The organism is Sneathiella chinensis, from assembly GCF_012720115.1.
GTDB classification, from domain to species: Bacteria; Pseudomonadota; Alphaproteobacteria; order Sneathiellales; family Sneathiellaceae; genus Sneathiella; species Sneathiella chinensis.
Genome location: NZ_VNWN01000002.1, coordinates 410,597 through 434,821 on the forward strand (window position 1 = coordinate 410,597; position 24,225 = coordinate 434,821).

The 24,225-nt window shown below is 52.4% G+C and carries 23 protein-coding genes, 1 tRNA gene and 1 pseudogene; 20 read left to right on the forward strand and 5 right to left on the reverse strand.

Annotation, left to right across the window (positions count from 1 at the left end):
• Nucleotides 1-8: 8 nt before the first annotated feature.
• The 17 genes and pseudogenes from FQB27_RS01930 to FQB27_RS02005 all read left to right on the forward strand — a co-directional run bounded on the left by FQB27_RS01930 (nt 9) and on the right by FQB27_RS02005 (nt 18,142).
• Nucleotides 9-545, forward strand: a complete 537-nt coding sequence (locus FQB27_RS01930) for a TRAP transporter small permease (RefSeq protein WP_169559182.1) — start codon at nt 9-11, stop codon at nt 543-545.
• A 3-nt stretch (nt 546-548) separates the two neighbouring features.
• Entirely contained in the window at nt 549-1,832 is a 1,284-nt protein-coding gene (locus tag FQB27_RS01935; protein WP_169559183.1) for a TRAP transporter large permease, read from the forward strand.
• A 54-nt stretch (nt 1,833-1,886) separates the two neighbouring features.
• On the forward strand, nt 1,887-2,474 hold the full coding sequence (locus FQB27_RS01940) for a TetR/AcrR family transcriptional regulator (RefSeq protein ID WP_169559184.1): 588 nt from the start codon (nt 1,887-1,889) through the stop codon (nt 2,472-2,474).
• A gap of 44 nt (nt 2,475-2,518) precedes the next feature.
• Nucleotides 2,519-4,075: an ABC transporter substrate-binding protein gene (locus FQB27_RS01945; protein ID WP_169559185.1), complete on the forward strand. Its 1,557-nt coding sequence runs from the start codon at nt 2,519-2,521 to the stop codon at nt 4,073-4,075.
• 62 nt (nt 4,076-4,137) lie between these two features.
• A complete protein-coding gene (locus FQB27_RS01950) occupies nt 4,138-5,058 on the forward strand; it encodes an ABC transporter permease (RefSeq protein ID WP_169559186.1) in 921 nt (306 codons plus the stop codon).
• Nucleotides 5,055-5,957, forward strand: coding sequence for an ABC transporter permease (locus tag FQB27_RS01955; protein WP_169559187.1), 903 nt, complete (start codon nt 5,055-5,057; stop codon nt 5,955-5,957). The genes FQB27_RS01950 and FQB27_RS01955 overlap by 4 nt, the downstream gene beginning before the upstream one ends.
• Before the next feature lie 10 nt (nt 5,958-5,967).
• Nucleotides 5,968-6,969 carry an ABC transporter ATP-binding protein gene (locus tag FQB27_RS01960; RefSeq protein WP_169559188.1) on the forward strand — a complete coding sequence of 334 codons (1,002 nt, stop codon included), beginning with the start codon at nt 5,968-5,970 and terminating at the stop codon, nt 6,967-6,969.
• A gap of 17 nt (nt 6,970-6,986) precedes the next feature.
• Nucleotides 6,987-7,952: an oligopeptide/dipeptide ABC transporter ATP-binding protein gene (locus FQB27_RS01965; RefSeq protein WP_169560034.1), complete on the forward strand. Its 966-nt coding sequence runs from the start codon at nt 6,987-6,989 to the stop codon at nt 7,950-7,952.
• A 15-nt stretch (nt 7,953-7,967) separates the two neighbouring features.
• Complete coding sequence (locus FQB27_RS01970; RefSeq protein ID WP_169559189.1) at nt 7,968-8,975, forward strand: dipeptidase; 1,008 nt, start codon at nt 7,968-7,970, stop codon at nt 8,973-8,975.
• A gap of 454 nt (nt 8,976-9,429) precedes the next feature.
• A pseudogene (locus tag FQB27_RS16925) lies at nt 9,430-9,837 on the forward strand (hypothetical protein); the annotation flags it as partial.
• Between the two features lie 312 nt (nt 9,838-10,149).
• The gene (locus tag FQB27_RS01975) at nt 10,150-11,607 is read left to right on the forward strand and encodes a NosR/NirI family protein (RefSeq protein ID WP_284347803.1); all 1,458 of its coding nucleotides are present in this window, start codon (nt 10,150-10,152) and stop codon (nt 11,605-11,607) included.
• 35 nt (nt 11,608-11,642) lie between these two features.
• The gene (nosZ, locus tag FQB27_RS01980) at nt 11,643-13,544 is read left to right on the forward strand and encodes a TAT-dependent nitrous-oxide reductase (RefSeq protein WP_169559190.1); all 1,902 of its coding nucleotides are present in this window, start codon (nt 11,643-11,645) and stop codon (nt 13,542-13,544) included.
• A gap of 85 nt (nt 13,545-13,629) precedes the next feature.
• Nucleotides 13,630-14,820: a nitrous oxide reductase family maturation protein NosD gene (locus FQB27_RS01985; protein ID WP_240953365.1), complete on the forward strand. Its 1,191-nt coding sequence runs from the start codon at nt 13,630-13,632 to the stop codon at nt 14,818-14,820.
• A 5-nt stretch (nt 14,821-14,825) separates the two neighbouring features.
• Nucleotides 14,826-15,767 carry an ABC transporter ATP-binding protein gene (locus FQB27_RS01990; RefSeq protein ID WP_169559192.1) on the forward strand — a complete coding sequence of 314 codons (942 nt, stop codon included), beginning with the start codon at nt 14,826-14,828 and terminating at the stop codon, nt 15,765-15,767.
• The gene (locus FQB27_RS01995) at nt 15,760-16,593 is read left to right on the forward strand and encodes an ABC transporter permease (RefSeq protein WP_169559193.1); all 834 of its coding nucleotides are present in this window, start codon (nt 15,760-15,762) and stop codon (nt 16,591-16,593) included. The genes FQB27_RS01990 and FQB27_RS01995 overlap by 8 nt, the downstream gene beginning before the upstream one ends.
• Entirely contained in the window at nt 16,590-17,120 is a 531-nt protein-coding gene (locus tag FQB27_RS02000) for a nitrous oxide reductase accessory protein NosL (RefSeq protein ID WP_169559194.1), read from the forward strand. The genes FQB27_RS01995 and FQB27_RS02000 overlap by 4 nt, the downstream gene beginning before the upstream one ends.
• Nucleotides 17,121-17,134: 14 nt before the next feature.
• Nucleotides 17,135-18,142, forward strand: coding sequence for an FAD:protein FMN transferase (locus FQB27_RS02005; RefSeq protein WP_169559195.1), 1,008 nt, complete (start codon nt 17,135-17,137; stop codon nt 18,140-18,142).
• Between the two features lie 23 nt (nt 18,143-18,165).
• Here the strand turns inward: FQB27_RS02005 and FQB27_RS02010 are convergent, their stop codons facing one another.
• Nucleotides 18,166-18,840, reverse strand: a complete 675-nt coding sequence (locus FQB27_RS02010) for a cyclic nucleotide-binding domain-containing protein (protein WP_206374198.1) — start codon at nt 18,838-18,840, stop codon at nt 18,166-18,168.
• Nucleotides 18,841-18,951: 111 nt separating this feature from the next.
• On the opposite strand from FQB27_RS02010, the gene FQB27_RS02015 reads away from it, so the two are divergent.
• Both FQB27_RS02015 and FQB27_RS02020 read left to right on the forward strand, forming a co-directional pair.
• The gene (locus FQB27_RS02015; RefSeq protein WP_206374200.1) at nt 18,952-19,395 is read left to right on the forward strand and encodes a pseudoazurin; all 444 of its coding nucleotides are present in this window, start codon (nt 18,952-18,954) and stop codon (nt 19,393-19,395) included.
• 47 nt (nt 19,396-19,442) lie between these two features.
• Nucleotides 19,443-20,621 (forward strand): NnrS family protein, encoded by a 1,179-nt coding sequence (locus FQB27_RS02020; protein WP_169559197.1) that lies wholly within the window; start codon nt 19,443-19,445, stop codon nt 20,619-20,621.
• A gap of 341 nt (nt 20,622-20,962) precedes the next feature.
• Here FQB27_RS02020 and FQB27_RS02025 read toward each other — a convergent pair.
• From FQB27_RS02025 to FQB27_RS02040, 4 genes are all read right to left on the reverse strand, one after another.
• Nucleotides 20,963-21,039 (reverse strand) — tRNA-Arg (locus tag FQB27_RS02025).
• Between the two features lie 122 nt (nt 21,040-21,161).
• Complete coding sequence (locus FQB27_RS02030) at nt 21,162-21,350, reverse strand: hypothetical protein (RefSeq protein WP_169559198.1); 189 nt, start codon at nt 21,348-21,350, stop codon at nt 21,162-21,164.
• 169 nt (nt 21,351-21,519) lie between these two features.
• The gene (locus FQB27_RS02035) at nt 21,520-22,710 is read right to left on the reverse strand and encodes a metal-dependent hydrolase family protein (protein ID WP_169559199.1); all 1,191 of its coding nucleotides are present in this window, start codon (nt 22,708-22,710) and stop codon (nt 21,520-21,522) included.
• 167 nt (nt 22,711-22,877) lie between these two features.
• The gene (locus tag FQB27_RS02040; RefSeq protein ID WP_169559200.1) at nt 22,878-23,846 is read right to left on the reverse strand and encodes an ABC transporter ATP-binding protein; all 969 of its coding nucleotides are present in this window, start codon (nt 23,844-23,846) and stop codon (nt 22,878-22,880) included.
• A gap of 165 nt (nt 23,847-24,011) precedes the next feature.
• On the opposite strand from FQB27_RS02040, the gene FQB27_RS02045 reads away from it, so the two are divergent.
• Nucleotides 24,012-24,191, forward strand: a complete 180-nt coding sequence (locus tag FQB27_RS02045) for a zinc-finger domain-containing protein (protein WP_169559201.1) — start codon at nt 24,012-24,014, stop codon at nt 24,189-24,191.
• Nucleotides 24,192-24,225: the final 34 nt, after the last annotated feature.

Genomic DNA, 24,225 nt, shown 5'->3' on the forward strand with positions numbered 1-24,225 from the left:
AGGGTGAAATGCTAGCTGTTGTGGCTTACGGCGTTGTTTTCTTGCGCCTATTTTCAGGGATTTTTAAGAGATGCGCGAACATCTGTCTGGTGTTGATGTTGCTTGGGACAGCCGCGACGATCATTCTTCGCCCATTGGGGATTTCATTCTATTGGATTTGGCCCTGGACGATCGTGTGCTTCGTATGGATGGTCTTTTTCGGAATGACGCCTGTCTACCATGAGAAGAAGGATATCACGGTAGAGGTCGTGGTGGACTGGCTCGGCGGTTGGGCACAGAAAGTCACCCGCTTTATTGCACCAATGGTCACTGCCGCGGTGGTTGGAACCATTCTTTGGCAGGCGCCGGAGGCATTATCTTCCCAGGTTGGGCCGTTTGAGGGAGCGGTCTTTCCGTGGGGCGGTGAGGTGGAGCGATTTTACCTGTCGTTACCTCTATTTGCCTCCTGCGTGTTGATCATGCTTGAATCCGGCCTCGATATCCTGAAAGCCATTGCCGGGGTGCCGGAGCCGCAAAAATCCCACCTTCTGGATGCGGAGGGTTAGGGGATGGGCTTTGTGCTGTTTCTGACATTTATCGGGCTGATCCTTATCCGGATCCCTGTTGCGATGGCCATCGGGGCCGCCATTATCCTGACATTTCTGGTAAGCCCCTTCAGCGATAGTCTGTACATCATTCCGCAGCAAATCCTTGAGGGGGTTGTCAAGCCATCCCTGATTGCGGTTCCCTTGTTTATTCTGGCTGGGAATCTGATGAATGCGGCAGGCATTACGGATCGTATCTTTAATTTCGCCGATGCACTTGTGGGACATCTAAAGGCCGGTCTGGCGCAGGTGAACGTGTTGTCGTCGATGATTTTTGCAGGGATTTCCGGCGCCGCCGTCGCAGATTGTGCTGGACTGGGAGCCGTTGAAGTCAAGGCGATGAAAGAGCGGGGATATACGCCCGAATTTTCAGCAGCCGTAACGGTGGCCTCTTCGATAGTCGGGCCTTTGATCCCGCCCTCCATTGGTTTGGTGATCTATGCGTTCCTTGCCCAGCAGTCCATTGAACGAATGTTTCTGGCAGGGCTGGTCCCGGGGCTGTTGGTTGGTCTGTTTCTCATGCTTTATAATCGGATTGCGGCGGTAAAGTATGATTTCCCCGTGCAGGAGCGGGCGCCTGTCAAACGGGTGGTTTCCACAGGCTTCGACGGTATATTCGCACTGGGTGCCCCGGTCATCATTGTGACGGCAATTCTGACAGGCTGGGTTACGGCGACAGAAGCGGGTGCGCTCGCTTGCCTCTATACGATGGTAATCGGTGTTTTCATCTATAAAAGCCTGAACATTCAAAAGTTCTGGTCCGCTGTGTCCGATACCATGATCACAACAGCCGTGATTATGCTCGTCATCAGCTTTTCCATTGCCATGGGGTGGCTGCTTGCAATCGAGCAGGTTCCGCAAACCCTTGCGACAACACTCTTTGCGATAACAGAAGACAAGCATGTCTTTCTGGCGCTGCTGATTGTCTTCCTCTTGCTGATCGGAATGGTCGTTGAAGGGGTCCCGGCGAAATTGTTGCTTGTCCCCATTCTGCTGCCGGTTGTGGATTCTTATGGAATTGACCGTGTGCAGTTTGGTGTCATCGTCCAACTTGCCCTTTTGATCGGTATTGCAACGCCTCCCATGGGGATTGGATTGTATATCATGGTGGAGGTGGGAAAAGTTCCTTTTGAGAAAGTCGCAATCGCGGTCCTTCCCTTTCTCGTTCCCCTCATTGCTGCCCTCATCCTCATCGCGTTTGTGCCGCAGGTTGTCCTTTGGTTGCCGAACCTCGCGCTCGGCCCGTAAGGCTTGGCGCCCTCATCCCAAGCTGCAGAAACTGAAAATAATAAAGGTGACGTCATGACAGCATCAAACCCACACGCCAATGACTTGAGAGCAAGTATTCTGGCCTCGGTAATGAGACTAATTACCCGGAATGGTTACTACAATATCACGGATGAGAGCGTGGCCCGTGAAGCGGGGTTGAGCGTTCAGGAACTGGGTAAATTCTATCCCTCCTTTGCGCAGTTGTTGGCTGCCTCTTTCGGATATCAACTGGATTTATGGGAGCAGGAGCGCAACGCGGAAATTCAGAAGCGAGACGGCAAAATCTCAGCCGAGGATTATGTGGAACTGCTTTGGAACGGCATGTTTCGCCAACCTGAATATGTGGCGTCTCTGGAGCTTCTCATGGGGGCGCGTGGCGATCTTGAACTCCGTGAGGCGATGGAGCAGCAAAAGGATCGCCTTCTCAAGTTTCGAAACGGTGTGCGCGAGTTCATTGGTCATTCCGACCAAACGGAAGAAGAGCGGTCTGCTCTTGTGTCCAAGGTTGTCGCGCTTCTGCGCGGGTTAAGCATTCAGAATATGGTTACCCCCGAGAAGCGGAGGTTTCATGACGATCTTGTGCGGGGGTTGTCCAATTCAGGGGGGATCTCACCTTTTTGAGGTCGCAAAAAACTTAAATTTTCAGGGAAATCAGGGAGATAGGAATGATGGGAAAATTACGGGAGAAAAGACCTGAAGGCGTAGCCGGGAGACGCCGGCTTTTGGCGGCAGGCGCGGCTGGGTTGATGTTCATATCAAGTGGAATTGCCAACGCAGGCAAATCAGATGATACGTTGAATATCGCTGTTGATGGGGAGATCGCAACGCTTGACTATTATATGTCCTCGGGCCGTTCTGCGATCATCATGTCGCATCATATTTTTGATACGCTGATTTATAAAGATACGCAAAGCGGAGAATTCGTTCCTGCCTTGGCAGAAAGTTTCGAATTCGAGAATGAAACAACCCTGAAATTTGTTATGCGGGACGGCGTCAAATTCCATGATGGGTCTGACCTGACCGCAGAAGATGTGGTTTATACAATCAATAAAGTCACGGACCCTGCCTATGGGGCTGTTTATCAGACCGCTATTAAATGGATTGAAAAGGCGGAGCAACGGGACGATCGCACCGTTATCATCAAATTGAAAAAAGCCTATCCCGCCGCCCTCGAATGGGTCGCAGGGTTTCTGCCGATATATCCCAGTGATTATTATGAAAAGGCGGGCAAAGAAGGAATGGCTTTGGCACCCGTCGGAAGCGGTCCTTACAAGGTTGAGGCTGTGGAGGCAGGTAACCGCTGGAAGCTAAAGCGGTTTGAGGAACACTATCAAGGCAGTCCAAAGCAGGCTTCTATCGGCTCTCTTGATATGCGCGTCTATCCGGAAGTGAATACCCAGCTAACGGGTTTGATGACAGGCAATATTGATTTTATGTGGAAATTCTCCTCTGACGTGGCAGAGCGTCTAGAGGCAACCGGTAAAGTCCGTTTGGGGAATGAACCCATCATGCGGATTGTCTTTCTGGCGCTGGACGCCACGGAAGAAGGGCCTGTAAAGAATGTGAAAGTGCGTCAGGCCATCAACCATGCGATCAACAGAGACGCTATTCGTGCCAGTTTGTTCGGCGGGGCAACGCAATTGATCCCGACCGCTTGTAATCCCGTCCAGTTTGGATGTTCTACGAATGTCAAAACTTATGAATATGACGTTGAAAAGGCAAAGTCCTTATTGGCGGACGCTGGTTACAAAAACGGGTTTGAGCTGGATCTGCTTCAGGTGAAATCGGGATCTGTTCCTCGTGCCTTTGCGGAAGCCATTATTTCAGATCTCGCGAAAGTGGGGGTGAAGGTCAATATTGAGGTCCAGCCGTGGGCTGCATCTCGGGACAAGTGGAGTGGCGGTGATGGGGACGCCTTGCTGATGAGCTGGGGATCCTGGGGCATTGCGGATACAGCCATGATTACCAGTTATTGGTTCGGGGGCGGAAAGATCAACCGGGCAGGGGACAGCGACGTTACGGAGCATCTGCTGCTTGCCGACAATTCTATCGACCGCAAGGAACGTCAGGCCAGCTATGAAATTGCCCTGCAACGGATTGCCGATCAGGCCTATTGGGTTCCTCTTTGGACCTATTCGGTGAATTACGCGACCAATCCGGATTTGAACCTCAAGGTTGATAGCGACGAAATTGTCCGTTTCTTCAACGCCAGTTGGAAATAACACTCACCTGGCGGTCTTGACCGGGTTCACGTTGGGACCGCCAGAATTTCTGGAATATTAAAATGCTTTTTTACACGGTCAAACGACTGGGAATGGCGCTGCTTGTTGCCTTTACAGTATCGTTTCTGACGTTTGCATTGCTGTATGTGGCCGGAGATCCCGCAACTGCGATTTTGGGGCCGAATGCAACGGATGTGGATATCGCTTATATTCGAAAGCACTATGGTTTTGATCAGCCATTGCTTGTTCAGTTTATCCAATGGTTGGGGCGGATTGTTCAGGGTGATCTGGGGTATAGTTATTTCTTTCAGGTGCCTGTAAGCGATATATTGCTGCAGCGGTTGCCGATCACTATTCAACTGGGTTTGCTGGCCTTTTCCCTGGCTCTCCTGATTGCGCTTCCGCTCGGGATTGCTGCCGCAGCGCGGCCAAACAGTCTGGTGGACCGGTTGGCTCTATTTCTTTCTGTGGCCGGGCAGGCGATCCCTTCCTTCTGGATGGGGTTGATGATGATTGTCATTTTCAGTGTCAATCTGGGGCTTTTGCCTTCGTCTGGAAATGATAGTTGGCGGCATTTTATTTTGCCCACTGTTGTCCTTGGATATTACGCAACGCCGGCGATTATGCGGTTGACCAGATCCAGCATGTTGGAGGTGCTTTCATCTGACTATGTGCGAACTGCCAAATCGAAAGGCCTGAGCCGGACAACGGTGCTTTACAAGCATGCGCTCAGGAATGCAGTCATACCCGTGGTCAGTCTTGCGGCTGCACAACTTGGCTTCATGCTGGCGGGTTCCGTCGTTATTGAAAGTGTTTTCTCGCTACAAGGTGCGGGCATGTTGGCATGGCAATCCATTTCAAGAGGGGACTTGCCGACAGTACAGGCCATTGTCCTGCTTTTCTCCATTGCGTATGTGGCTCTCACGTTGCTTGCCGATCTTTTTAACGCTTGGCTGGACCCGCAGGTAAGGATGGCGCAATGACCGATACAACAGATTTCAGAACCATTCCGGAATTGCCGGCACCCTCGCCCTCAGAAGTATTGCGTCAGCGAATTTTCCAGCATCGGGGCTTGATGATTGGAGGGGGAATTCTGGCGGTTATTGTGCTTGGTGCACTGTTTGCGCCGGTGTTGGCCCCTTATGACCCCTATTTGCAAGATCTTGCAAATAGGACTGTCCCCCCTGTCTGGATGGACGGCGGGAGTTGGGCTCATGTGCTGGGAACAGATCAATTGGGCAGGGATTATTTGACACGCCTGCTCTACGGTGCCCGCATTTCCCTTTTGATTGGTTTGGCTACTGCCGCCATTTCCGGGGTGATCGGCATCTCGCTTGGCTTGATCGCCGGTTATTTCGGTGGCCGTGTGGATAATGTCATCATGTTCCTGATTACAACCCGATTGGCCATGCCGGTCATTCTGGTTGCCCTGGCAGTGGTCGCGCTCATTGGCAGTTCCCTAACCACAGTTATTCTGGTTCTCGGGTTTCTTCTGTGGGAACGGTTCGCTTTGGTGATCAGAGCCTCGACCATGCGTTTGAGAACGCTTGAATATGTGGATGCGGCGAAGGCTCAAGGGGCGGGTTCCGTCTGGATCCTGATCAGGGAACTGATCCCCAATCTTGCAAACAGCATAATCGTGGTCGCCACGCTAGAGATGGCACATGCCATCATTCTGGAGGCCGCTCTATCCTTTCTGGGGTTGGGAATTCAGCCGCCACTGCCCTCTTGGGGGTTGATGGTTTCTGAAGGGCGTGAACTGCTGTTGTTTGTTCCGTGGCTTATTACAATTCCCGGTGTCTTTCTTTTTCTACTGGTTCTCTCGATCAATCTGGTTGGGGATGGACTGAGAGATGTGACAGCGCCCGATGGAAAGAACTGAGAGGGTGGTTATGACTTCACTTCTTTCGATACAAGGACTTCAGGTCGATATCGCGACACCGGGAGGCACTTTGCAAGCAGTCAAAAATCTCAATCTGGATGTTCAGAGGGGAGAGACACATTGCATTGTGGGCGAGTCTGGTTGCGGCAAATCAATAACGGCTTTGGCAATGATTGGGTTGTTGCCGGAAAAAGCCAGAATAACAGCTGGCAGCATCCTTTTTGAGCAACAGAACCTGGCCTGCTTGAATGAAGCAGGGCTTTCGAACCTGCGCGGAAATCGCATGGCGATGATTTTTCAGGAGCCGATGACCTGCCTAAATCCAACGCTGACAATCGGAACTCAGTTGACCGAAGGCTTTCTGCGGCATGGAAAAGGCAACAGAAAGGCCGCCTATGAACGCGCCATAATGCTGCTGGAGAAAGTTGGGATCAGTGCTGCGGACAAAAGGTTCCATCAATACCCCTACAGTCTTTCTGGTGGGTTGCGCCAACGGGTCATGATTGCCATGGCGTTGATGTGCGAACCGGACCTGATCATCGCGGATGAACCCACAACGGCACTGGATGTTACCGTTCAGGCGCAGATACTGGCAACTTTGTCCGAGCTTAAATCTGAAATGGGCTTGTCGTTGATTGTGATTACGCATGATTTGGGGGTGGTTGCGCGGATCGCAGACAATGTCACGGTTATGTATGCGGGAGAGGCCGTCGAAACAGGGACGGTCAGCCAGGTCTTTGGAAATCCGGGGCATCCTTACACGGTCGGCCTTCAGAAAAGCGTTGTTGGCTCCGCAGACAGAGATAGTCAGCGACTATCCGTCATTCCGGGCCGGGTTCCCTCACTGGTGGGTGGATTAACCGGGTGCCGTTTTCGCAATCGCTGCCCGCATGCGATCCCCAAATGTGCCGAAGCGGATATAGATATGTCGGAGCTAGAGGCGGACCATACATATCGCTGTTTGCGGAATGTGAGCGCCGGGCGGCCTGAAATGACGGGAGGGGTACTGTGAAACTCGCTTCAAAAGGAATGTCGGTTCTGGAGCTTCAGGATATTCAGAAATGCTATGACGTCCGTCTTGGCATGTTTGGCGGACGGGCGAAATTACAGGCGGTTCGCGATGTCTCCCTAAATCTCTGTAAAGGGGAAACGCTGGGTGTTGTGGGTGAGTCCGGTTGCGGAAAAAGTACGCTCGCCAAAATTCTGATGGGGCTCCTGAAACCAAGTCAGGGAAAGGTTTTAATTGATGGGCAGCCGCTTGAAGGTTTCAGCCCCAAAGACCTGTCGAGAAAAGTTCAGCCTGTCTTTCAAAACCCGTATTCCTCTTTAAACCCGCGCAAGAAAATATTCGACATCATATCCATGCCGCTGGAGTTACATGAGCTTGGCACCAAGGCGGATCGCCGGAAAACCGTGATGGATATGATCGAGAAGGTGGGGTTGCCCCCGTCTATCGCGGAGAGATTCCCAAGCCAGTTATCCGGCGGGCAGCGCCAGCGGATTGCAATTGCCAGAGCCTTGGTTGTCCGGCCTGAGGTGGTCATTCTCGATGAACCAACTTCTGCGCTGGATGTCTCTGTGCAAGCGCAGATCCTCAATCTCTTGAAGGATCTGCAACAGGAATACGGGCTGACATATCTGATGATTAGCCATGATCTGTCTGTCATTGAGTATCTCGCTGACAGGGTGGCGGTCATGTATCTCGGGGCGATCGTCGAGGTTGCCTCGGTTGATAAGGTTTTTAAGGCTCCCCAGCATCCTTACACACAGGCGCTCCTCGACTCGGTCTTGACGCCGGAGCCGGGTCTGGGATTACCACATGTCAATTTGACCGCAGGGTTTCCCAATCCCTTAAATCCTCCCAGTGGCTGTGCCTTTCATCCCAGATGCGTTTCCGCTCTCCCGGAATGCGCCCAACATCGGCCGCAACTGACAAGCACCTCCCTGGGGGATGTTGCCTGCCTTTTGAAAACAGACTTTCAACAGAAAATATGAAGAGGGGTTTATACGATGTCGCTGTCGAGTAAAGAGTTACATGAAGAGTCGATAATAGTGGACGCATGCTGTCCATTGCTTGTTATGAAGGATTATGTGGATTGGTATCGTGAGGGCGGGGTAACCGTTGCCTGCCCAACCGTTGGCGGTTTTCACAGGGCAATGGATACCTTCAAATTCATTGGCTCTTGGCTTCAGTTTATAAAAGAGCGTGATGATCTTGTTCTGATCCGCACCGCCGGTGATATCAAGAAAGCGAAAGCCGAGGGCAAGCTGGGCGTTCTGATGCATTTTCAAGGGACCGACCCCATTGAGGACTGTCTGGATCTTGTGAATGTTTTCAAATCCTTGGGGGTGAGCATTATGCAGCTTACCTACAATGTTAAAAACAGAATTGGGGATGGTATTCAGGAGCGGACCGATGCGGGCTTGAGCACATTTGGTGCAAATTTCATTCACCGGTGCAATCAGCAGGGCGTAATCGTGGATTGCTCCCATACGGGGTATCAAACCTCAATGGAAGCCATTGAAGTGTCAGAGCAGCCGGTTATTCTGTCCCATGCAAATCCTCGCGGTGTTTTTGACCGATCTCGCAATGTTCCGGACGATTTGATCCGGGCGATCGCGAAGAATGGCGGTGTCATCGGTGTTGTTGGATATCCGGGTTTTGTCGCGGACAGCCCCCGGCCGACACTCAATCAATTCATGGATCATATCGACTATCTGGTAAATATTGCCGGTATTGATCATGTGGGACTTGGCATCGACTATTACGCTGGCATGCATGGGGTGGCTGATTTAAAAATGGCCATGCAGGCTTATCAGGAGGCCAAAGCCTCTGGCCGATGGAGTGGAGACGCGTATCCGCCGCCGCCTTATTACTATCCTGAAGGAATTGAAACGCCGCAAACGTTGTCAAATCTTACTGCAGGATTGATGGAACGGGGATACTCGGAACAAGATACCCGGAAAATTCTGGGGTCCAACTGGACCCGCGTTTATGAGACCGTACTGGGCGAGTAAGGCCCAGAAGGTTGTCGAGTGGGCTGCAGGGCTCTTCCAAAAGCGCTGCAGCCCTAATAAATCATCGGCCTGAATATCCGGCACGACCGGTTCAACATTGTGCCCCATTGGATCCCGCTTTGATTATCCGCCGTTATTTGAAAAGGCGGAATTGATCCGACATGAAGAGGTCCTGACCCTGAATTTTGTCTGTTTAGACCGCTGCAGGACCTAAGTCTAATGCTCTATCGGGGGGCTTTTGACTTGAAATTGAAAACGATCAGAAGTTTGTGCAAGCGCAAATAACGCGATTTTGATCCCGCCTATAGTCCTTTTCAACAGCATTTGATTTCGCAAGATACTCTCATAAATGGCTTAGAGGGAGTGGCATTTCAAATGCAATTCGTTGTCAGGGGGCTATGGGATGGCGTTGTCTTCATATTATATCCGTCAGCTTGTGTCTTGTATCCCAATAATGTTGGCTTGCCTTCTGGTGGTTGCAGTCCCGGCAAAAGCCTCGGAAACCATACAGGATGTTCTTCAGAATACGCCGGTCACGAGTTTCTTTCCAGATGCGGATCGCTGGGAAGCCGTTGGGGGCGGACAACCGATCCATGCAGCGAAAGAGCAGGAGAAAACGGTCGGCTATGCGTTTTTGAACACTGATTTTGTTGGCGCTGTTGGGTATTCCGGAAAGCCGATCGTTGTGCTCGTCGCCCTTGATGCAAACGGTCAGATTGTGAATGCAAAGCTGGTCCATCACGCTGAACCTATTGTTCTTTCCGGTATTCCTGAGCAGAAGATTGTTGATTTTATCGAGGGGTACCGAGGGACAGATATTCTGAAAATGGCGCGGGAAAAAGGAGGGGAACCTCCCCCCGTTGATATTGTCTCTGGCGCCACCGTGACTGTTATGGTCATAGACGACAGCATCAAGCGGGCGTCCGTACGGGTCGCCAAGATCCTGGGTTTGGCCGGAATGACTGCCGATGATCCGACTGAACGGATCAAGCGGACCCTTATCCTGAAAGACGATGAGATTTATGATTGGGACACGCTTGTCGGGAACGGATCTGTCCGTAGGTTGCATCTGAGCCTTGGGGATATCAACAAGGGGTTTCGGGCGCATGGCAACGCGAAAGCCATTGCAAGGCCGGAAAAAGGAAAGCCTGAAGGAACCTATATTGATTTGTATGTGGCGTCTTTGGCCGTTCCTGAAATTGCGCGCAGTCTTCTCGGGAAATTTGAGTATCGAAACTATGAGAAGCGAATTCAGGAAGGACAAAACGCCTTTCTGATCATGGGGCGTGGACAATATTCCTTCCGCGGGTCGGGGTATGTGCGGGGCGGAATATTCGATCGGATCCAGATCGTTCAGGATGGAGAAACCATTCGGTTTATTGATCGCTTCTATAAAAATCTGGGCCGTATCGAGGCTGAAAACGCCCCTCGTTTTGATGAAGTCGGTCTTTTCTATACACCGCCTGATACTGTCTTCAATCCAGCAGACCCCTGGCAGTTGCAACTGTTGGTCCAGAGGGCCGTGGGTGCCCTGGAGAAAGTCTTCATTGCCTATGACATTTCCTATCAGTTGCCTGACGCCTATGTGAAGGTGACCGCGCCACAGGTTGCTGCCCAGCCTGTTGTTTCCACACGAACCGCCGAAGAGATCGCGGCCTCAAATGCACTTTGGCAGCGGATCTGGATGCAAAAGCTGCCCGAAATCGGAATTCTGATCGGGGCGATCACTCTCTTAACCCTTGTCTTCTTTGTTCAAAACCAGATCGTGCGTAGAACCATTCTGACAGACCGACTGAGAATTGCGTTTCTGCTTTTCACGCTGTTCTGGATCGGGTTCTACGCGCAAGCGCAACTGTCTGTCGTGAATGTTTTGGTCTTTGCCAATGCCTTGCTGACAGATTTCCAATGGCAGTTTTTCCTGATGGAGCCATTGATCTTTATTCTGTGGTGTTCCGTCGCTGTTTCCTTGCTGTTCTGGGGGCGGGGAGCCTTTTGTGGATGGTTATGCCCGTTCGGGGCCCTGCAGGAGTTGCTGAACAAGCTGGCGCGCCGTGTCGGAATTAAACAGGTGACCGTGCCCTGGTGGCTTCATGAGCGGCTCTGGCCAATCAAGTATATTATCTTTTTGGCTCTTCTTGGTGTTTCTGTCTATTCCCTGCATCTTGCAGAAACACTGTCAGAAATTGAACCATTCCGGACATCAATTGTTCTGAGATTTATGCGCGGCTGGCCTTATCTGTTGTTTGTTTTTTCCCTGTTGGCCGCAGGATTGTTCATTGAAAGATTTTACTGTCGTTACCTGTGCCCGTTGGGTGCCGCGCTCGCCATTCCCGGCAAGCTTGCCATGTTTAACTGGCTGAAACGGTACAACAATTGTGGCGATCCCTGCCAGAAATGTGCGCAGGACTGCATGGTTCAGGCAATCGATCCGCAGGGTAATATCAATCCCAATGAATGTCTCTACTGTTTGAACTGCCAGCAGCTTTACTACGACAAGGATGTTTGTCCGGTCGTGATTCATGCCCTTGCAAAAGCGCGCAAATCGGATCCCAAAGCCAATGCGACAGTAGCCGACGGGGATTCCCAGTATCGCAGACCTCGGCGCCTCAATCAGCCGAGACCTTTTGAGTGAAAATTCTGTGTCTTATTTTTATTAGGAGAAACGAAATGAAAGACGACACTGAGAAAATGGCAGATGTATCCCGGCGCTCTCTATTGAGTGGTTCTGCTGCAGTGGCAGGTCTGGGCGCGTTTGGGGGAGCAGCTTTGATGACGTCTCCGAAGCTTGCGCGCGCAGCTACGGGGAGTGCAGAAGTGGCTCCGGGTGATCTGGACGAATATTACGGTTTCTGGAGTGGGGGGCAATCTGGCGAAGTCCGGATCCTGGGGGTGCCGTCCATGCGAGAACTGATGCGGATCCCCGTGTTCAATCGCTGTAGTGCAACCGGGTGGGGACAGACCGACGAAAGTGTCAAAATCCTGACTGAGCATATGCTCCCCAAGGAAAAGGAGTTCTGGAAGGATAAAGGGGGGTTCCCGCTGAATGGTGATACCCATCATCCGCATATGTCCTTTACAAACGGGACCTATGATGGTCGGTATATCTGGGTCAATGACAAAGCCAATACCCGGGTTGCCCGGATCCGCTGTGATATCATGAAGGTGGACAAGATCATTTCCATCCCGAATGCTGCGGATATCCACGGGATGCGGCCCCAGAAATATCCAAAAACAAAATATATCTTCGCAAATGGTGAGCACCGGGTGCCGCTTCCCAATGACGGGTCTGTTCTGGATGACCCTTCAAAATATCATGCCGTATTTTCTGCGGTTGATGGGGAGAAAATGGAGGTGGCCTGGCAGGTCATTGTCAGTGGTAACCTCGATAATGTGGAAGCTGACTATCAGGGTAAATATGCCATCTCCAGTTGCTACAATTCCGAAGAAGGCGTGACCCTTGCCGAAATGACAGCCAATGAGCAGGACTGGGCCATCGTTTTTGATATCGAAGCGATTGAAGCCGGTGTTGCCGCCGGGGATTTCAAAACCTATGAGGGAGATGTTCCTGTTCTTGATGGACGGAAGGGTTCCAAATACACGCGCTATATCCCCATTTCCAACAGTCCCCACGGCGTGAACGCGTCACCGGACGGAAAATACATGATGATCAATGGAAAGCTGTCCCCAACGGTTTCCGTGATCGAGATGGCGAAGCTTCCGGATGTTTTCAAGGACAAGATCAAGCCCCGGGATGCTGTTGTTGCTGAACCGGAACTGGGTTTGGGGCCGCTCCACACGGCCTTTGATGGACGGGGGAATGCCTATACAACGTTGTTCCTGGATAGTCAGATTTGTAAGTGGGATATTGAGAAGGCCATACAGAAATTTGCCGGTCAGGATGTTGATCCCATTTTGGAGAAACTGGATGTTCAGTATCAGCCGGGACACAATCACACCTCCATGGGGGAAACCAGTGACGCGGATGGCAAGTGGCTGATTTCCCTGAATAAGTTTTCCAAGGATCGGTACATTAACGTTGGGCCACTGAAACCTGAAAATGATCAGCTGATTGATATTTCCGGTGACAAGATGAAGGTGGTTCACGATGGGCCGACTTTTGCGGAACCGCATGATTGTATCATTGTGCATCGCTCTATCGTAAATCCACGGCAGGTTTATGACCGGGAAGATCCCATGTTCGACGAGATCAAGGCTCGTGCGAAAGCGGATGGGGTTGAAGACCTTGAGTATGCGGACCAGGTCATTCGGGACGGCAATAAAGTCCGCGTTTACATGTTCTCGGCTGCCCCGACCTTCTCTCTTGAAAAGTTTACGGTCAAACAGGGGGACGAGGTCACGATTACCGTCACAAATATTGACGATGTGGATGACTTGACCCACGGTTTAACGATTTCAAACTATGGCGTTGCCATGGAAATCGGTCCGCAACAAACCGCCTCCGTCACCTTCAAGGCTGACTATCCGGGGGTTCACTGGTTCTATTGTCAATGGTTCTGTCATGCACTGCATATGGAAATGCGGGGCAGAATGCTGGTGGAGCCCAAGTAAGATGAAAAATCGTCCCGGATATATCTCAGGACGGTTCTGGAGGGCGGCAGCCGTTGCGGTTGCCGCGCTTCTCCTCTCGTTATCCATGGCTCATGCTGAAGATGTCCATGTTGACGGATCGCTGCAGGATGCCCTTGCAAAAGCCAGGGATGGCGACGCCCTGCATCTTCAGGACGGTGTTTATCAGGGGCCATTGACGATTACCAAATCCGTTCAAATCATTGGGGCTGGAGAAACAGTCATTCAAGGAAATGGTCACGGGTCGGTGATTACGGTGCAGGCCCCGGATGTGAAACTGTTTAATTTGACCATAACCGGCTCCGGATTATCTCTGGAAGCACAGGATAGTGGAATATTTCTCGATAAAACCGCCGAGAATGCACTGGTTGAGGGAAACAAGGTGCTCGACAACCTGATTGGTGTCTATGTTTCCGGAGCCAAAAACAGCGTTGTTCGCAAAAACCATATTCTGGGCCGTCAGGATCTCAGAATGAACGAGCGCGGGAATGGTGTGCAAATCTGGAATGCACCCGGAACGGTGATCGAGAACAATGTCATTGAATATGGTCGCGACGGGATTTTTGTGACCACCAGCAAGAAGAATGTTTTTAGAGACAACAGGATGGAAAACCTCAGGTTTGCCATCCACTATATGTACACAAACCGCAGTACAGTCTCTGGCAACCTCTCAATCGGGAACCACATTGGATATGCGTTGATGTCGTCAACTGACCTGATCGTCGAGAATAATATCTCGCGGGAAGATCGGGATCATGGCTTTCTATTGAATTACGCCAACCGCATGACCATGACCCGGAATGTGGTGAGTGGTGGGACCGATAAATGTATTTTTATCTATAACTCTCACCGCAATCATATCCGGCAAAACCTGCTGTCCGATTGCTTGATCGGCATTCATTTCACGGCCGGTTCTCAAAAGAACATGATTTCAGAAAATGCGTTTGTCAGCAATCAAACCCAGGTCAAGTATGTGGGAACCAGATGGCTGGAATGGTCCGTTGATGGTGTCGGCAATTACTGGTCTGACCATGTGGCTTTTGATCTGGACAAAAACGGGATAGCGGATGCTGTCTACCGGCCAAATGACCTGACGGATCAAATCATATGGAAGTACCCCACTGCTCGGCTTTTGATGAATAGCCCGGCTGTGCAGGTCCTTAAATATGCCCAAACCCAGTTCCCGGCATTGCATCCGGGAGGCGTGATTGACAGCGCCCCGCTGATGCAGGTGCCTGCAAGTTTGGAGCGGAGGTGACAAGGATGAAAATGTCTATCAAACCAGTAGTCTCTGCCCTTGGCGTTTCGAAGAATTTTGGTCAGGTCAAGGCGTTGCAAGACGTGTCGTTGACCTTGGGCAAGGGAGAGTGTCTGGCCCTGGTCGGTCACAATGGCGCTGGGAAAAGCACATTGATCAAGATCCTGCTGGGCTTGATACCTCCCACCCGAGGCATGGTGCATGTCATGGGGGCGGATGTCCAAAAGCGTGGTTTTAAAAAGTGCCGGCAGCATATTGGCTTTTTGCCGGAACAAATCCTCTTCCAGAAGAATATGACGGGACGAGAATTGCTGCTTTTTTACGCCAAGCTGAAGGGGGCCCCCGGTTCACAGGTGAATGACCTGTTTCGGAAATTTGAACTTGAAGCCGCCGCTGACTACCGGATTTCCACCTATTCAAAGGGGATGCGTCAGAAACTTGGATTGGCTCAAGCCTTGCTGGGGGAGCCGGAATTTCTCATTCTGGATGAACCCACGTCCGGGCTGGACCCCATGGCGCGGCAAAAAATCTACCATATTCTTGGTGAGGAAAAACAAAAAGGCACATCCATTCTGATTTCCTCTCATGTTCTTACTGAAATTGATGATCGGGTTGATCGTGCGGTCATCCTGAATTCGGGGCGTGTCGTTGGGGATGGTACCCTGACAGGCCTAACCCAACAGCTTGCGATCCAGTCCCGAATTGTTATCGAGGCGACACCTGCCGCCTGTGAACGCATTAAAACAGTTTTCGCCCACGAACTTGATATTCAACAAACAACACAAAGGCATGTGGTTATACATTGTGAACAAGCGCGCAAGGTTCCAATTTTAAACAGCATTTATGCTTTGGGAATCCAGTTTAGTGACATTCGGATAATTGATCCGACACTGGAGGAAATTTTCGGAGCCTACATGCATATGGATAGGGGAGGGGCCAATGGCTAATCTCTTGACCCTGGTGGCAAAGGAAATAAGAGACAGCTATCGCAACCGCTGGGTTGCGACGGCTATCCTCATCATGACTGCCTTGGCACTGGTGCTGAGTTTTATTGGGAGTGCGCCTGTCGGCAGCACCAGCATCAGTCCCTTGACGGTCACTGTCGTCAGCCTGTCCTCACTGAGCGTATTCTTCATTCCGCTGATTGCGCTGCTCTTGTCATACAACTCGATTGTTGGTGAGGAAGAGCGCGGAACACTGATGTTATTGCTTACCTATCCGGTCTCACGAATTTGGATTGCGCTTGGAAAGTTTATCGGTCAGTTGGCGGTTCTGTCTCTGGCGATCCTGATTGGATACGGGGTGGCTGCCCTCACAGTTGTCTGGGCGGGGGATCTTGCGTTTGGTCAGTATGACTGGGGTGTGTTTGGAAAACTTATCCTGTCCTCTGTGATGCTGGGTGCCGTTTTCCTCGGTATTGGAATCTTCATGAGTTCGGTGTTGAAGGAAAGTGCGACAGCGGCGGCGTGGGCTATTGGAATATGGCTGGTTTTTGTCGTTCTTTTTGATTTGGGACTGCTCGGCTTGCTGTCCTCTCCCGCAGCGAACTACCTGCCTGATATGGTTGTGAAATGGGTAATGATCGCGAACCCGGCAGATGCCTATCGGATGTTTAATCTGGCAACTTCAGAAGACACGGCGTTGCTTTCCGGCATGGCCGGATTGAGGGCTGATCAAACTGTTACGGCGGAAGTGATGTTAAGTGTGTTGATGGCTTGGATTGCTTTACCCGTCCTTGCGTTCTGTTGGTCTTTCCAAAGGAGGAAGGTATGAACAGGTTTCGTCTCTTGATGCTCTCCCTGCTTTTGAGTTTCAGCATTGGCGCCTGTCAAGAGGATCAGGGCGTTCTGCCAGAGCCTCTGGCGCTAACCAATGAAGTGGTCGGGACATATTGTGGCATGCTGCTTGCGGAGCATTCTGGCCCGAAAGCACAAGTATTTGAGAAACATAAGTCAAATCCGCAGTGGTTCAGTTCGGTTAAGGATGCAATCACCTACCTTACCCTGCCGGGCGAAGCCCAGGATGCCGTCATCACCTATGTTCATGACATGGCCCGGGCAGAAAGCTGGGAAAAACCGCAAAATGAGGGGATCTGGATTGATATCCGGCACGCCTATTTTGTGGTTGGAAGCCGCAAGCTCGGGGGGATGGGGATGCCTGAATTTGTTCCTTTCGGTCAGCAGGAAAAAGCAGAGATATTTGCCGATCAGTATGGGGGGCGTGTTGTTCGGTTATCGGAGATTACCAATGATGATCTGGACTTGGCGCATATGCCTCCTGTCACCTTAACGCACCAATAAGAGGAGCCTGTGGTATGCAGCCAAAGTTGAATAAAAAGGCGTCTCGAAGATCATTCCTGATTATGGCATCGGCCTCATGCGCGGCGGCGGCATTGCCATTCTCGGGTGCTATGGCGAAAGAGCCGATCCGCTGGACCGGGGCAGCCCTTGGCGCGGAGGGGATGATTGAACTGCATCATCCAGATCCTGTAAAAGCGCGATCTGTCCTCGCGCTATGTGAGCAGGAGATAGAACGGCTGGAAAATCTGTTTAGCCTCTATCGACCACATTCGTCTGTTTCCAAACTGAATGGATCGGGCGCCCTCGACAATCCTGACTTCCAGTTGCTGGAACTGTTGTCGTCTGCACAATCCTTTGCGGCGCAAACGGACGGTGTGTTTGATGTAACAGTTCAGCCGCTCTGGCAGTTTTATGCAGATTATTTTGCGCAATCCGGGAACGGGAAGAAGGAACCTTCCTGGGAAGAGATCCAGCCTGTTTTGAAAATGGTAGGATACAAGGATCTTCTCCTGTCCCCCAGCCGGATTGAATTCAGGAAACCCGGAATGGCGATCACCCTCAACGGAATTGCCCAAGGGTATATTACCGATCATATCAAATCAGTCCTACAATCCGCCGGTTTCAAGCATGTGTTGCTGTCCTTGGGGGAGGTCGCCGCAATTGGCCCAAAATCGGATGGGCACCCATGGCGGGTTGGTCTTGAGGCCGGAGAAGGGGACGGTGGAATTGCCACGTCGATTATTCCGCTCATGGATCAGGCCGTTGCAACCTCTGGCACCTATGCCAGTCCTTTTGCGGGCCAGAACAGTGCCAATCATTTGCTTAATCCAAAGACGGGTGGGTGGTCCACTGCGGAAGGTTCAATATCGGTCGTCTCCAAAAGCGCGATGATAGCCGATATGTATTCCACAGCCCTGTCACTCATGACCGGGAAAGAAAGAGCGCGCCTTCTTGCCGGGTCCGAGCAGGTTGATGCTGTTTACTTCTCATCTCAAGCCGAAGGCCCGAACTGGTTTGCATAGGGGCCTTTGAATGGTGCCCCTGCTTACCGGTTGTAAAGGTTGGTCAATTTCACCTTGTCTGTAATGATGACTTTCTTGCGGCTGCTTTTGACCAGACCTGATTGTTCCCAACTGCTCAACAGGCGCGAAACTGTGTGAAGGGTTGTGCCTGACATGTCAGAAACATCCTGACGTGTCAAAGGTATGTCTATCAGGATGCCCTCCTCTGTTTCCTTGCCAGCCTGTTCCAGTAACTTCAGAAGTGCGGCGGCGACACGGTGTTCAACCTGTTCAGTTGCAAGCTCAATAACGCGGTCCTGAACATCCATCAGCCGGTTGCCCAATGTTGCGCTTGCAGAATTTGCGAAGGAGGGAAACCGCTTCACCGTATCCGGCCAGAGAGACATGGGCCATGCAAGGGCGACACAATCGACAGCCGCAACTGCATTCGCGGGATAGGTATCGCGCCCAATGGCGGCGGCAATTCCGAACAACTCATGGCTGGCGATATATCTGACGATAATCTGTTCCCCTGACGGGCTGATCCGTACAACCCGGATGTAGCCATCCAACAGCAGGTAAAATGAACTGGCCGTTTCGCCTTCCGAGAAGAAATGGGTATTTTTCTCAACCCGTCTGGCAGAAGCTTGGCGAATAAAATCTTCCAATTCCACGCGGGAGAAATCAGCAAAATTGGGCAGGTGAGAAATTAGTGCCACATCTAACACAGCCGGATTTCCACTTTTTGTTTGTTACACAGCAACGTTCAGCCTCGCGAGTGATGGTATCTGAAGTTTCAGTCAAAACAAACGGAATGTGGAGAATTTGAAATGAAGGCCGTCGCTTACATCATCACACTGCTTTTATTGGGAATGACAATATCCGTAGTGCAAGCAGCCGAATATGAAGTGAAAATGCTGAACCGCGGTGAAAAAGGCGTCATGGTTTTTGAGCCGGACTTCGTAAAAGCTGAAGTTGGAGATGTTATTCGGTTTGTTCCAACTGACAAGGGACATAATGTGGAGTCCATCAAGGGGATGCTGCCCAAAGGCGCGGAGACGTTCAGGAGTGCTTTTAATGAAGAATACGCCCTTGAGCTTACGGAAGAGGGGTTTTACGGGATTAAATGCAGCCCCCACTATCCGATGGGAATGGTTGCGTTAATTTCTGTCGGGACCCCAAACAATACGGAACAGGCAAAAAAGGCAAAAAACCCTCCCAAAGCCAGAAAGCTGTTTGAAGAGCTGTTCAAAGGCGCTGAAGGTCAGAATTAATTCCTTGGTGTTTTTGGTGACGGCATAAAAATCAGGAGTGATCGACCATGCTTGGAAACCCCCGTAAAAAATATACCGGGCCCGCATTTTTGTCCTTTGGGTTTCGACCGTTCTTCATGATCGCCTCGGTGTATGCGGGGGTTTCCGTTCTGCTATGGCTCCCCCTTTTTATGGGGCATCTTGAAATCTCTTCCGTATTTGCGCCCGTTGATTGGCATATCCATGAAATGCTGTTCGGATTTGCAGCGGCCGCCGTTTGCGGGTTTCTTCTGACGGCGGTACCCAATTGGACAGGGCGAATGCCGGTACAGGGCAGGCCTTTGTTGCTAATGACCATCTTGTGGTTGGTCGGCAGGCTGGCGGTAACCTATTCCGCGCATATCGGCTGGATCGCGGCGGCGGTTCTGGACAGCCTGTTTTTACTTGTCTTGTCGCTGGTTATTGCAAGGGAAATTGTAAGAGGGAAGAATTGGCGCAACTTGAAGGTCTTGATCCCCCTTGGTGTTTTGCTCGGCGCAAACCTTCTCTTTCATCTGGAAGCGAATATCAGTGGTATGGCTGATTACAGTAAACGAATGGCGCTTGCGGCGATTATCGCTTTTATCCTGATTATTGGTGGCCGGATAATACCGAGTTTTACACGCAACTGGCTGGTCAAGTTCAACCCGGGTCGGTTGCCGGCTGCTTTTGGCTCTTTTGAAAAGATCAATCTGCTGGTTTCGATGGTGACGATGGTGGGGTGGATTGCGCTGCCAGAGCAAATGTTGGTGGGGTTCGGGTTTCTGATCGCGTCTGTGTTGTTGTTTGTGCAACTCGGGCGCTGGGCCGGCACCAGAACATTGGGGGAGCCACTGGTTTTGATCCTGCATGTCAGCTATCTATTCATCCCAATCGGATTTCTCTTGATCGGGCTCTCTATCCTGTTTCCCGATACCCTATTGCCCGTCGTTGGAATTCATGCCCTCGGTACCGGGGCGATAGGCGGGATGATCCTTGCTGTGATGATGCGGGCCAGCAAGGGCCATACTGGGAAGCCTTTGATCATGAGGAAAAGCGATAGTCTAATCTATACCGCCCTTCTCTTGTCCGTCGTCTTGAGGGTGCTATCAGCATTCTATCCGGACAGCGTATCCTGGCTGATAACCCTGTCAGGTGCTTTTTGGATCACCGCATTCCTTGGGTTCTCTGCTGCGTATGGAAGGTCCCTTCTGAAATCTGCGGCGTAACCTTATTCAATCTGGGCCAGATGCGATTGGCGGCGAGGATGGCATGGTGGTTTCCGATACGGCGGACGCCTTTTTCCTACGGAAAAATCGATCGGCCAAAGTGCGACCCTAGTGAAGGCTATGGGTGACGCGGGACCCCAATTTCTTTCCTTTGCCGTTGGGCAGGCTGGGAACAGCTCCCCGATCCCAGATTTGCCGTCTCTGCCAATCAGTTCCACAGACTTTACCTCTCAGAAGCAGACTACCACCCCTCACTCCAGCCAAGAGGTCTTGCCGCTGAAATGACCGTGTTCCAAACAGTAAAATCTGGAAGTTTCAAATGCTATCTAATGTAGGGGAAATGGCGCACCCGACACGATTCGAACGTGTGACCTCTGCCTTCGGAGGGCAGCGCTCTATCCAGCTGAGCTACGGGTGCTGAAGAGAGGGTCACCTATAACGTAACCGGGGCGGGAGTGCAATGGCAAAAACCGGGCGGGCGGGATTCTGTGCCATTTTTTGGGGCTCTTGGCCCCTCCGCTACCCACTACTCACTACCGACTACCCGCGGGCCATCCAGTCGGCCTTGTGGCGGTTCTGGGCGATTTGCTTCTTCTGGCGGATCACGGTGTCGAGGTGCAGGCGATGTTCTGCGGCGGAGTGCGTGCGCATGATCTCCTCTTTCCGGGTCCGTTTCAGGGCGCGTTTCTTTTGCAGGGCCACACGGGCCATATCATGGCTCAATCCCATTTCTGCCTCCATCTGTTTGAATGGGCCTTTTCTGTTATGTAGGGCAGGGCAGAAAAAAATGAACCGGTGAGGGGAACCGCAATCGTTTTGCGGCCTCACCGGTTCATGGGCATTCCGGGATGGGAGGGCAGGGCCGGCGGATCGGCCCGGCACCATCAGGTCGGCAGGATTAGTCCAGATCGACCTTTTTGCCGTTCTTGTAGACGGCCCGGTGGTTTTCGGATCTGGCGGCCATCATGATGTCTTCTTCGGGGTTGCCGTTGACGATCAGCAGGTCGGCCTTGCAATCCGCGACGATCCGGCCCCGATCAGACAGGGTCATCAGGTCATGGGCAACCGAGGTGGCGCTTGTCAGGGAGTCGATGGCGCTCATGCCGCATTCGACCATGTAGGCCAGCTCAAGGGCGTTTTCACCATGCAGGTTGAACGGGGTTCCCGCATCGGTGCCCATGGCGATCTTGCCGCCGGCCTTGTAGAACATGGTGAAGCTTTCCTGATGGCGATCATAGACGCGAAGCGCCTTTTCCACCACATAGTCGGCAATGCCCTTGTCCTTGTTGTTGATGATGTTCTTCACCGCGGCGAGGGTGGGGACGAGGTAGGTGCCCCGCTCCAGCATGGCGTCAAGGCATTCCTGATCCATGAAGATGCCGTGTTCGATGGAGGTGATGCCGGCCAGAACCGCGTTCATGATCCCTTCGGCGCCTTGCGCGTGGGAGGCGGATGTCCGGCGGAAGCGACGGGCCTCGCCAACGCCAGCGGCCATTTCCTCGGCGCTGTAATGGGCGTCTTCCGGGTCCACACCCTTGGTCATCACACCACCGGTGGCCATGATCTTGATCAGGTCACTGCCAGCGTGAACCTGTTCGCGAACGGCGCGGACAACATCGTCACACCCATCGGCCACACGGCCGTTTTCGTTGCCGTGACCGCCGGTCATGCAGATCATTTTACCGGAGGCCATGATGTTCGGGCCCATGAAGCGGCCGCTGTTGCAGGCGTCGCGGACGGGGAATTCCAGATAGTCGCGGCCGCCGCAATCGCGAACGGCAGTGATGCCGGACTTGAGGGCGGTTTGGGCGTTTTCGAGAACGCGGAGGGTGATCTCGCCGGGGTTGGCGCCCTGAATGGCGCCGCGCGGGTTGGCTTCACCCTTATAGACCAGATGCACGTGGCAGTCGGCAATGCCGGGCATGAGGGTGCCGCCGGATGTGTCAACCGTGTCGCCCTGATAGTCCGCGTATTTCTCAGCGGGAGCGACATCCTTGATGGTATCCCCTTCAACGAGGACGGCGTGGTTTTTCAGGACCGAGCCGAGCCCGTCAAAGACATGGCCGCCGGTAAAGAGTTTGGTCGTCATGATTAGGTCCTTGCCTCATACTCTGTGTTTTTTGTTTGGTTTCCATCAATATGGCACGAGAAAAGGGGGCGATGCCAACAAAAAAAGCCGGCCTTTGAACGGGCCGGCGGCGAGGGGATGACCGGGTTGGGCCGGTCTTTCGAGGATGCAAGCAGGGGCGGGGACTGTCAGCCCTTCGCTTTGCTGGAGGTCATTTGCAGGAAGGCGTCTTCCAGATCAGGCTCTTCCGTGGAAAGGTCGGCAATACCCAGCCCGCTTTCGGCAACCGCGGCAAGAATTTTGCTGATTTCAACCTCGCTTGGCTTGTAGCAGATAGACAGCTTGCGCCCATGGGAAAGGGTGGCATTGAATTTTTCAAGTTCGGCCGGAACGGCGTCGATCTCGCGGTCCAGTATCAGCGAGATGGTTTTGCTGTCCAGCTTGCCAAGCAAGGTTTCCGTAGGTTCGCAGGCAACGACCTCGCCGTGGTTGATGATGGCGATCTGATCGCAGAGTTCCTCGGCTTCCTCGAGATAGTGGGTGGTGAGAATGATGGTGGTGCCGCGGGCATTCAGCTCGCGAATATATTCCCAAAGCTGCTGACGAAGCTCGATATCCACACCGGCGGTTGGCTCGTCAAGGATCAGCACGTCGGGTTGGTGTACCATGGCCTTGGCCACCAGAAGCCGCCGCCGCATGCCACCGGACAGGGTCCGGGCATAGGAATCCGCCTTGTCCGTCAGGCCCATGGCTTCCAGAATTTCCGCCGTCCGCCGTTTTGCCTTGGGCACACCATACAACCCGGCCTGAAACTCCATCACTTCGCGGGCGGAGAAAAACGCGTCGAGGTTCAATTCCTGCGGAACCACCCCAAGGGACAGCCGGGCCTGACGCATCTGGGCCTGAATGTCATAGCCGCAGACGCGGGCGGTGCCGGATGTCTTGTTGACCAGTCCGGCCAGAATGTTGATCAGGGTCGATTTACCGGCGCCGTTTGGTCCCAGCAGGCCAAAGAACGACCCGCGCGGCACGTCCAGACTGATGCCTTTCAGCGCTTCCTTGTCCGGCACGGAGCCCTTTCCCTTGTAGATTTTGCGAAGATCGCGGACTTCAAGGGCGTTGGCGGGGGATGCGCTGGCAAGGGCGGAGGCATTCATGACGGGTTTTCTCTTCGTTCAAACTGTTTCGCAACGTGATTTCAGGGTTGCGAAAGCACGGGCAATCGATATCATCCGGTCCATGTCTGGACACCGCTAGAAGACTTAATGACTGCGGCGTTCCGATGCAAGCATTCTGAGAGATATTAGGAATTGGAACCGGCCATGGAAGCCCCTGAAAAAACCGAAGTTGAAACCCTGAAAGTAGCCTGTGACGGTGGAAAGGGCGCCCTGGGTCACCCGCGTGTGTATCTGAATCTGGGCGACAAGGGACAGGTTGAATGCCCCTATTGTGGCCATCTTTTTGTTCTGAAAGAAGGCGCCAAGATCTCTGACGCCCACTGATCTCGTCCGGCCCGGCGATGCCGGGTCCCCCGAC